Below are 1294 nucleotides of genomic sequence, written 5' to 3' on the forward strand. Positions count from 1 at the left end.
GTTTTTTATACTGCCTTTCCCTAAAATTTCGTTCCTACTTATACCGATTTATCCATTCTAAATGCCTCCATTTTTCCGACTTTTCCTGCTGCTGAACGGCATGGTGCTGGTGCGGGCTTCCGCTCAAACCCTGCCGACCGACGATCGTATTGCCGATCCATCCATCAAAACCGTGTTGCTGTATCCCGTACTCGGCAACGACCCGACCGACCCGGCGCAGACGCTCAATCCACCCATCATCGATCAATCCGTCGAGACGCAATTGATGCTGGAATTTGATGATCTGACGGCTACATTCCGCCCGTTTCGTGCCAAATTTGTGCATTGCAACGCCGACTGGCAACGGTCGATTCTGAATGACATTGAGTTTACGTACGAATACAATGACTATCCGATTCAGGATTATCAGATTTCGCAGAACACCAAAATCCCGTATTACCACTACCGGTTTCCGGTGCCGAAGGTGAAACTGCCGGGCAATTATGTGTTGGTGGTTTATAACGAGCGGAACCCCAACCAGATTTATTTCAGCCGCCGGTTCTGTACCTACCTCAACCGCGTGGGTGTATCGGCCACGGCGCAGTTTGCCAACGATCCGCAATTGCGTTTCACCGACCAGCAGATCAATTTCGAAATCAGTTACCGGGGCTATCCGCTCATTTCGCCCCAGGACGACCTGAAAATCGTTATCCGCCAGAATTTTCGCGACGACCGCGTGATCACGGGCCTGCGGCCAACCAACGTCCGGGCGTTCGACAACCTGCTGGAATACCGGCTTTTCGATCTGAAAAACACGTTTCCGGGCGGGAACGAATACCGGTATTTCGATACCCGAACGGTTTTGTCGCGTGGCAATTACATCGAACGGATCGATCGCCGGGAAGACCGCAACACGGTTTTTGTGAACGCCGACGGCATTCGAAGCGTGGGCGCGTATGTGCAAACCGACGATTTTAACGGACAATACGTGATCGATCACCTCGAAACCCGCATCGGAGCCACGCAGGCCGACTACATCACGACGGTTTTTACGCTGCGCATGGACGAGGTTCCGAATGCTGAACTGTTCGTGAACAGTGCGTTCAATTTCTGGCAGTTAAACGATCTCAACCGGATGAGCTACGTGCCGGATTTGCGGGCCTACCGGGCTGAAATTCAACTGAAGCAGGGCGTCTATAACTATAATTATTCCTTAAAAGGCATTCCTTCGCCCGTGTCGCGCTCCGGAATGAACCTTACGGGCAATGAAACCCTGATCGAGGGGAATTATTCGGATACGGAAAACGACTACGAA

General features: G+C 51.8%; 1 protein-coding gene. It reads left to right on the forward strand.

Annotation, left to right across the window (positions count from 1 at the left end; genetic code table 11):
* Positions 1–61: 61 nt before the first annotated feature.
* Positions 62–1294, forward strand: a 1233-nt coding sequence (locus EOO50_RS17630) for a DUF5103 domain-containing protein (protein WP_290841600.1), incomplete at its 3' end; no start/stop codon positions are given.

This window comes from Flavobacterium sp. (assembly GCF_004211145.1).
Lineage (GTDB): Bacteria > Bacteroidota > Bacteroidia > Flavobacteriales > Flavobacteriaceae > Flavobacterium.